Origin of the sequence: Psychroflexus salinarum (genome assembly GCF_042677225.1) — a bacterium.
GTDB classification, from domain to species: Bacteria; Bacteroidota; Bacteroidia; order Flavobacteriales; family Flavobacteriaceae; genus Psychroflexus; species Psychroflexus salinarum.
Map to the genome: position 1 here is coordinate 1 of NZ_JBHTIV010000004.1, position 8,214 is coordinate 8,214.

The following is an 8,214-nucleotide window of genomic DNA, read 5'->3' on the forward strand; positions in this document are numbered from 1 at the left end:
CGTATTAAGAGTCTTATCAAGATGCAGCTCTTGTATTATGGTGTTCATATGCCTGAGGAGCATGACAATGACCATTAGAGCCATAAATTTAGACACTGGATAGATGAGTTGGAGTTTGATTATTCAACAGGCAAAGGAAGCCTGGAGAGCAAGCTTCAAACCTTATAAAACGTGATTTAAAAATTAGTAATAAATGAGATAGGACTTAAAGGAAAAATATCATAAATTTGAACTAAGATCAGGACGATTGCTTTTCATAGGATACGCTGTTGTACACTGTGCTTTTCTCAGTAATATTCAATTTCATATTCGTAATTATCTTCAGAGTTGAATTTGTAATCTAAATTTCTTTTGTCAACTTTCTTCTGTAATTTGGTATAGTCAAAAGTAATAGTCGTATCTCTTGCAGTTCCAATTCTTTGATAAGTGTATTTGCTTTTTGAGTAAGCATATTTTTCAATGTAAGGCTCTTTTATACGACTATTGTAATTCAATCGTTTTATCAATCGGTTCTTTTTATCAAAGTAAGAAGTGTCTATCAAAACCAAGGCTTTTTCATAATCAGGTTCTTTAACAGGAACAAATTCCCAAGAATTAGTTTTAGAAATTCGCATTCTATTTTTTCTTTTTACTTCTCGAATAAAGCGAATTAGTGTGTCAGATTCGTATTTGGTTTGTTTCTCAATTTTTGTTTTTGGATTAAATTTATAAGTCGAAAATGAGCGGATTACACAAGTATCTTTGGCAACAAAATCTTCACAATTATATTCAGAAACTCTATGTCCGTTATCGTAGTTGATAATACGAACATTATTTCTGAACGTTTCTGAAATAGCATCATATCCGCCAAACCTCACTTCTTTAATTAGGTTGCCTGATTTACTAAATTCGGTTTTACGGGTCTTGATTAAACTATCATTTTCTTTATTAAATTCAGTAATAGTTTTAATTTTTTGACCAAAACTTAATGAACTAAATAGAAATATTAATATGTAAATAATTTTTTTTCGCATAGTGTACAACGTCTCGCGCATAACATAAGTGGCGACTTAAAATGCGCAAACTTTTCGGTTAAAATTTAAATTTCTAAAAATACACAAACCTTTCGTTTCAGCACCAAATCCCGCCATTTTTGTTAGCATCCATGAAAAAGCACTAAGTCAAGTATCTTTAAAGTTCACCAAAACATATAAAGAATGAAAACTGAACTTAGTGCCGAGTTAAAGTTATATATTGGAATTGATATACACAAGCGAAACTGGAAAGTGCATTGTTCCACCGATTTGTTTTCAGGCAAATCCTTTAGCATGGAACCTTCTCCAGACCAGCTTTATGAGTATGTCATTAAACACTTTCCAGGCCATGAAGTCACTACAGCTTATGAAGCCGGGTGTTGTGGATACAAGGCTCACAGGAGTTTTGAAAGTTATGGCTGGACTTCATTGGTAGTTAACCCAGCAGATATTCACCGTAAGGGCAAGGAACGCTTTACCAAGACCGATAAGATAGATGCTCAACTTATCAGCTGAGAGCTTAAAGATGGTCGCTTGAAGAGTATCCCTATCCCTGATAAAGAGCGAGAGGAACTTCGCAGTCTCTTTAGAAGGCGGAATGATTTGGTGAAAGACTACAGGCGTATTAAGAGTCTTATCAAGATGCAGCTCTTGTATTATGGTGTTCATATCCCTGAGGAGCATGATAATGACCACTGGAGCCATAAGTTTAGAGAGTGGATAGATAAATTGGAGTTTGATTATTCAACGGGTAAAGGAAGCCTGGAGAGCAAGATGCGAAGCTTTCGATTTATTGATAAAGAATTAAGAGGAGTTTCCAATCAGCTACGAGCATATTGCAGAAAACATTACAAAAAGGATTATTATCTTTTAAGAAGCATCCCTGGGATAGGCGGTATAGTAGCCTGTGGCATATTATCAGAACTAGGAGACCTTCGGCGATTCAGTAGTTTAAAACACTTGGCTGGTTATGTGGGAATTGCACCAAGGATTCATCAAAGCGGATCCAGTTATAAAACTATGGGCATGAATCCGAGAGCGCACAGACTGATACGATCTTATTTTGTGGAAGCCTCCTGGCAAGCCATAAGAACAGACCCTGTGATGCAGAATTATTATCGCAAGCATTTAGGCAAGGATACCAAGAAGATAGTCATCAAGGTAGCCAGAAAGCTACTGAGTAGAACCTTAGCTGTTATAAAGACAGGAATACCTTATGAAATAGGAGTCATACAATAAAAGATGAAAATTAAAGAATAGAGATAAACATATAAACCAATAACAAAGCTCACAATGAACTTAAAGTCTATATCACAAAACAGCGTAGGTGGCTAAGCCTTTAAATTAAAGTTAGACCACATTTGTTAGCAAGTGAATGGACTTTTTTAACTTACACTCATAGAGATGCTGGTGGCGGTAGATATCTATTGACCACANATTAGTAATAAATGAAATAGGGCTAAAAGAAAAATATTATAAATTTGAACTAAGATCAGGACGATTGCTTTTCATAGAATGCGCTGTTACCTGCCGTTTTTTTTTAACCCACTTAATTTATTCAATAAAGGTGTGTTCGTTCCTTTATCCAATAATTTTTTCGTTAGAGGATTTAGTAGAATCTGAAATTCACTATTGTAATAAGTAATAATACCACTTAATTGAGGATTGTCATAGAATAAACCCAATTCAGTCCAATTCTTACCCAAGTGTTTAAATTGGTCCATTGTATCGTCAAATTTACCAAAATCAACAAATTCAACTCCTTTGCCTTTGTAGTGTTCATAAAAATCACTAGGCTCAAAACCACTTACAAAATCGATGTCGATACATAAGAAATATGACAACTTATGATTTTCAATTAGCTCATTATACTTTGTTAGTTTCTTAGTTATTTCATTAGGTTTTTGATGAGATAATTGTTTTAATTTATTGTGTTTGTAGTCAATATTGCTAGCGTTTCCAACCCATTTAACTGTATCATATTTTGTGTTATTTGCTAAAATAGAAAATTCGAATATGTCAAATATTATAATTTGGTCACCAGGGCTTAATTCTTTTTTAGTTAGCCACTCATCAAGTTTTAAAATGATATCATCAATAATATAGTTGTCAGTATCGAAGTCTTCAATTAAGAATGTGATTTTTATAAAGTAATTCGCTTTTATTTGCCCAATTTTTTCAATTATTCTACTTTGAAAGTTACTTTTGATTTGATCCTTGTTACTTCTTCTAAGTTTGTAAACATCACAAATTGCCTTGGATTCATTTAACGATAAAAACCAATCTGGCCTTTGATTGTTTTCGAACTTTTTGTCATATTTTAGTTCAATTCCAAGTTCGGCAAACATTTCTCCAAATGAAATTTCTGAAACGGTTGATAGAAAATTATCCTTATTTGACTCATTTGTTAATTTCCTAATCAATTTTTCTCGATTTTCATCAGAGAATAAATTTAACTTAGATTCAAATGATGGATGATAACCTTTATATTCTTCTAGTAAGGACATTTATTTAATAGTCGAGATTTTTTTTTAAAATGGCAGGTAACGGTTCTTGTATATAAAAAGTAGCGGGATTTGCACATTGACTTTTCGGCTTATGAACGACTTTATTTTATAAAATCAACTCCCGGTCAATCACTTAAACCGCTATTTTTTATATACAATGTTACAGGCAGTTCTTTATCGTATTCTTTTGGTGGAACTATTCCATAAACTTTTTTCAAATAGGCTAATGGTGGCAGTTCAACATTATTTCTCAAGCTATCAACTTTTCCAATATCATCAATCGGGAATTGGTCATAATTGTTCCAATAAGTTCCATAAATCTGTGTGCCTTTTTCGCTAAACATAGATTTCTCATCATCGAACTTTGCCCAAAAGTCTTTCCTTAATTCGCCTTTTTCTATTTTTTCGTTTATAAATGGTCTAAAGTAGTTCCAAATGTAGTTGTCATTACGGTGTATTCCTCGATGATGCCAAAGAAGTAACCATTGCTTTTCTTGCCAGCCATATTCCTTATTGATTTCGATCAATCGCGCAATATTTAATGAATCAACTTTTTGCATTTCTTCAGTCGAATAATCTCCCGTCCGCACCTCTTGGTCTTTTGTTATCATATTCTCAATTTCATAATAAACTTCTGGATTATCGAGGTTGTCAAAGAAGACTTTTTTGTGCTTATCGTAATCGTCCTGAATTCTTTTAAACAACTCTTTGTCTCTGAAATTATCAAACTCCTCAAATCTAAGAAAATAACTTTCTGAAGCATTAGTCTTTTCAATAGCGTCAATTAGTAGTTGTTTAGCTGTTTCATCTTGACCCAAATGTAAGGCTGACGCTGTTGCGTAAAAGTAAGGGTTGACCGATTCGTCTGGAATGATGCTGAAAGCATCTTGAAAGTTGGATAAAGCCAATTCATACTTTTGATCCTTAAAGTGTAACATTCCACTCCATACCAACTTATCATACATTTCTAAGTTAGTATTATTGTCACTTTCATTTCCAACTTTCTTCTGTTGCTTATTGCAACCTAGAAGAAGTAAAATTCCAATTGTGATTATTAATCTCATAATTTTTTTGTCTCATACTGAAATAGGTTGACCATTTTTTTGGTTTTTCTATTTTCTTATTGGGTGACTAATATCGGTATTTTTCTGTATTGTTTATAATTATGGTTTATAATTATGGTTTTGCGATTTGTGAGCATAGTCTGGTGTTTTAAAATTAAGGCTGTAATGCATTCGTTTTGAGTTGTATATGCTAACAGCCTTTTTTATCATTTTCTGAGCTAATTTGAGATTTACTATGGTTTTCCCGAGACCAAACTCTTGTTTTAAAATACCATTGATTCGTTCAGCTACAGCGTTTTCATACGGGTCATATTGCTGAGTCATGCTGATAAATATGCCTTTACTTTCTGCAAAGTTGGTATAGCTAGGATTACAGTATTGCAGTCCTCTATCCGAGTGATGAATGAGCTGTTGATTTGGATATTTTCTTAGGCTGATAGCCATCCTTAAAGCATCGATGCAGAGACTTGTCTTCATGTGATCATCTAATTTATACCCCATAATTTTCTTAGAATAAGCATCTGTCACTAAAGCCAGGTACGCATTTCCTTCATCGGTTTTAATGTAAGTGATGTCACTTACCCAGAGCTGTTCTGCAGCAGTAGGAATGAAGTCCTTTATTAGATTAGGATATTTATAAAAGTGATGTTTAGAGTCAGTAGTAATGTAAGCTCTTTTGCTTTTAGGGATGAGTAGGCGATGTCTTCTGAGAAGCTCATAAAAGCGATCTCTGCCTATTTTGATGTTATTCTGAATAAGTGCAGGTTTGATTGTTTTATAAAGCTTTAAACCTCCTGTTTTAGGCAATTCCTTTCTTACCTCTTGAATGAGATCCAGAATGATTTGTTCTTCCAGGTTACGCCTTTTAAAGACGCTTAAGCGTTTATAGAAAGCTTGTTTGGATATCCCGAAGCATTGATAAACCCACTTCATTTTGAAAGGTCTCTTTTGCGTTTTTCTATCGCTTTGGCCAATGCATCGGGCAAATGCTTTTTTGCTAAATCAAGTCCTGAGAGGTTCTCTAAATTAGCGATATAATCCCTTTGAAACTCTTTGATAAACTCGAGTTCTTCGATTTTGTCTTTTAGCTTTTTGATCTCATCTTGCTTACTCATACCACGTTTCTTTTGTTCTAAGGTACTATATTTTTTAAGCCAATAATCTATTGAAGACCTGGAGACCTTATAAGATTTAGCAGCGTGGTTGATGGAGATCTGACCGTTTTGAATTTTGTCAATGATCATGAGTTTGAGTTCAAAACTTAACTTTTGATACTCTTTTTTTGGGCAGTCTTGTTCTTTGTCTTTCATCTTGATCCTGAATTAAATGATTGATTTTTAGTCAACCAATTTCAGGAAAAGACATTTTTTTACATGTGTGCCAACGTTTGGTGTATGAAACGTAGCGTGTAAAAAGACACGAACTTTTCGGATAAACACAGAGCCGAATTTTTATATTTTGTTTTTAACTTATAAATCTTAAAAGCCAAATTTAAAAATTTGGCGGTCTTAGCAAATAATCACAAACCTCTCGGAAAGCCTCTATTAGCTATGTTTTATACACGTTGTTGTGTGTAGTGTTTTTAGTTCTTCTAATTCATTTATTTCCTCAGAATTGAATTCACTATTATGTTCAATAAAATAAACTTCGTCATAAAATCCAACGGTTGAAATATAAGCTTCATCATATTTCAAATTGTAATTTTCAGAATTCTCTTTAAAATTATTAAAATCTAAACTGCTAAATGACCAACTTTCTCTTTTGGACTTTGTTGATGAAAAATACATATGCATACCACCAATACAATTTACTTTCGCAACTTTGACTGAAAAATCACAAAGGATTACCGCAACTAAATCGTGTTTTCCTAATAAATGTTTTTGTTCCAATATCTTGTCGATATTCTCCTTGTCAATGTATTGGTCTTTAACAACGTTAGTAACATAAATATTCTTTGATTCCTCTTGTATTATTGAATCATAATGATTCTGATACACTTCAGTCTCTTTATATTTTTCTACGTTTTCTACGCCTATATAGTCCTTTATGAAATTATCATCATAGCCTCTTGTCATTAAATCTCCCGTTCGAGTGTAAATTTCCTCATCATTGAGCAAAATAGGAAAAGGGTCAATCGTTAATCTGAAAACAGCAATTGCTCCAATACATTTTTTCAAATACGATTCATATTCTTGAATGAATTTGGCTCTGTCCTTTCCTTGATTTACTGGATGATTTTTTGATACATAAAAAGTATTAAACCCTTGTTTGTGAATATACTTATTTAGCTTTTGCTTGGTTAAATTTAATTGACCAAAGTAGTCAGCCATTTTTTCTTTTATATCAGAGAAAACAGATTCATTACTCTCCAGCATTTTTATCATTTGACTATACATTGGAAACCTACTTTGAGCTTTCCATTTTGCAAGTTCATCTTTGCGGTTTTGTTCATCGTTGTCAATCAAGTAAGTCATTGTGGTAGATACTTCAAGAGACTGTCTTAATGAATAAAATGAAGAATCAAAGTAACCTTGTTCAAATAATGTAATTGAATTAATAATTAATTGAACTGCTTCTAAAATAAACGTATTGCTTATTTGTGCATCCATTCGACCAGTCCAACTCTCCTCAAGGTTTATTAAATCCGTATAGTATTTTTCCTTGTTCTCAATCTTTAATGGAACTAAACCTTTTGTTTCCCTGTATTCTGTAAAATCGAATGTCATATTAATACACTATCCATTATTAGTTTTATTCACGATAGAGTTTTTTAAATTGTTCATATGCTCTGTCTTTGTTCTCTTCTACGAAATTGAAATATTGTCTGTCTGAAAGGATTTCTAATTCGTCAATTTTATTAAAATCATCATCAAGAATTGGTATGCTTATGGGGTAGTTCCTTCTAAATCCTTTTTTCATTTGGTCTTGTGGGCCAATTCTGCAAATTGGTGCATAAGCAGAATGAATTAGCTGTTGAACTTCAAAATTTATTGTTCCTCCATCAACTGGCATTTTACCTGGATAATCCCAATATGGAAATAATCTATCAGCAAATGGCATATATTTCTCTATCATTCCTTGTTTCCACTTGGAATAATATTCTGTTTCTAATTCTTTAAGAGTTACTAGCTTAATATTTGTCTTTTGAGCGGCTTCATAACTACCCTTTTGAAATCCGTTTTTTGATACAATAAATCCAATATTGGCTCCGAAATCAGAAACAACAGTTCTAAAAGAATGAATAGTTTCTTGGCTTATTGCTTTATTCCAAAATTTACATTCGACAAGTATTATTGGTTTATATTCACTCCTAGTATCTTGCGTGTATACATCAATTTCTTTTTTTCCACGGACTAATTCAACGACTTTTGAAATTTCTGTTTCAAATCCACATTCCTCAAACATTTGTCCAACATAATTCTGTAATTCAGTCCAATTTTGAGGTTCAGTATCGAATATCATTTATGTTAGTTAGTTTTTTATACATTACACACAACGGTCCGCGCATAACATAAGTGGCGACTTAAAATGCGCAAGTTTTTCGGTTAAACTTTTAATTTTCTAAAAATACACAAAACTCTCGTTTCTGCACAAATCTCGCCATTTTTGTTAGCATTCATGAAAAAGCAC

At 32.8% G+C, this 8,214-nt stretch carries 9 protein-coding genes; 2 read left to right on the forward strand and 7 right to left on the reverse strand.

Annotation, left to right across the window (positions count from 1 at the left end):
* Positions 1-287 precede the first annotated feature (287 nt).
* Positions 288-1,013, reverse strand: a complete 726-nt coding sequence (locus tag ACFQ0R_RS02210) for a hypothetical protein (RefSeq protein ID WP_379656739.1) — start codon at positions 1,011-1,013, stop codon at positions 288-290.
* A gap of 183 nt (positions 1,014-1,196) precedes the next feature.
* Between ACFQ0R_RS02210 and ACFQ0R_RS02215 the strand changes: the two genes are divergently transcribed.
* Positions 1,197-1,529 carry a hypothetical protein gene (locus tag ACFQ0R_RS02215; RefSeq protein WP_379656740.1) on the forward strand — a complete coding sequence of 111 codons (333 nt, stop codon included), beginning with the start codon at positions 1,197-1,199 and terminating at the stop codon, positions 1,527-1,529.
* 18 nt (positions 1,530-1,547) lie between these two features.
* On the forward strand, positions 1,548-2,252 hold the full coding sequence (locus ACFQ0R_RS02220; RefSeq protein ID WP_379656741.1) for an IS110 family transposase: 705 nt from the start codon (positions 1,548-1,550) through the stop codon (positions 2,250-2,252).
* A 284-nt stretch (positions 2,253-2,536) separates the two neighbouring features.
* On the opposite strand, the gene ACFQ0R_RS02225 is transcribed toward ACFQ0R_RS02220, so the two are convergent.
* The 6 genes from ACFQ0R_RS02225 to ACFQ0R_RS02250 all read right to left on the reverse strand — a co-directional run bounded on the left by ACFQ0R_RS02225 (position 2,537) and on the right by ACFQ0R_RS02250 (position 8,046).
* Positions 2,537-3,520: a hypothetical protein gene (locus ACFQ0R_RS02225; RefSeq protein WP_379656742.1), complete on the reverse strand. Its 984-nt coding sequence runs from the start codon at positions 3,518-3,520 to the stop codon at positions 2,537-2,539.
* Positions 3,521-3,645: 125 nt separating this feature from the next.
* Positions 3,646-4,584, reverse strand: a complete 939-nt coding sequence (locus ACFQ0R_RS02230) for a hypothetical protein (RefSeq protein WP_379656743.1) — start codon at positions 4,582-4,584, stop codon at positions 3,646-3,648.
* 99 nt (positions 4,585-4,683) lie between these two features.
* Complete coding sequence (locus ACFQ0R_RS02235; RefSeq protein ID WP_379656744.1) at positions 4,684-5,517, reverse strand: IS3 family transposase; 834 nt, start codon at positions 5,515-5,517, stop codon at positions 4,684-4,686.
* Positions 5,514-5,894: a helix-turn-helix domain-containing protein gene (locus ACFQ0R_RS02240; protein WP_379656745.1), complete on the reverse strand. Its 381-nt coding sequence runs from the start codon at positions 5,892-5,894 to the stop codon at positions 5,514-5,516. Before ACFQ0R_RS02240 ends, ACFQ0R_RS02235 begins: the two co-directional genes overlap by 4 nt.
* A 234-nt stretch (positions 5,895-6,128) precedes the next feature.
* Positions 6,129-7,310, reverse strand: coding sequence for a hypothetical protein (locus ACFQ0R_RS02245; RefSeq protein ID WP_379656746.1), 1,182 nt, complete (start codon positions 7,308-7,310; stop codon positions 6,129-6,131).
* Positions 7,311-7,335: 25 nt separating this feature from the next.
* Positions 7,336-8,046, reverse strand: coding sequence for a restriction endonuclease (locus ACFQ0R_RS02250; RefSeq protein ID WP_379656747.1), 711 nt, complete (start codon positions 8,044-8,046; stop codon positions 7,336-7,338).
* Positions 8,047-8,214: the final 168 nt, after the last annotated feature.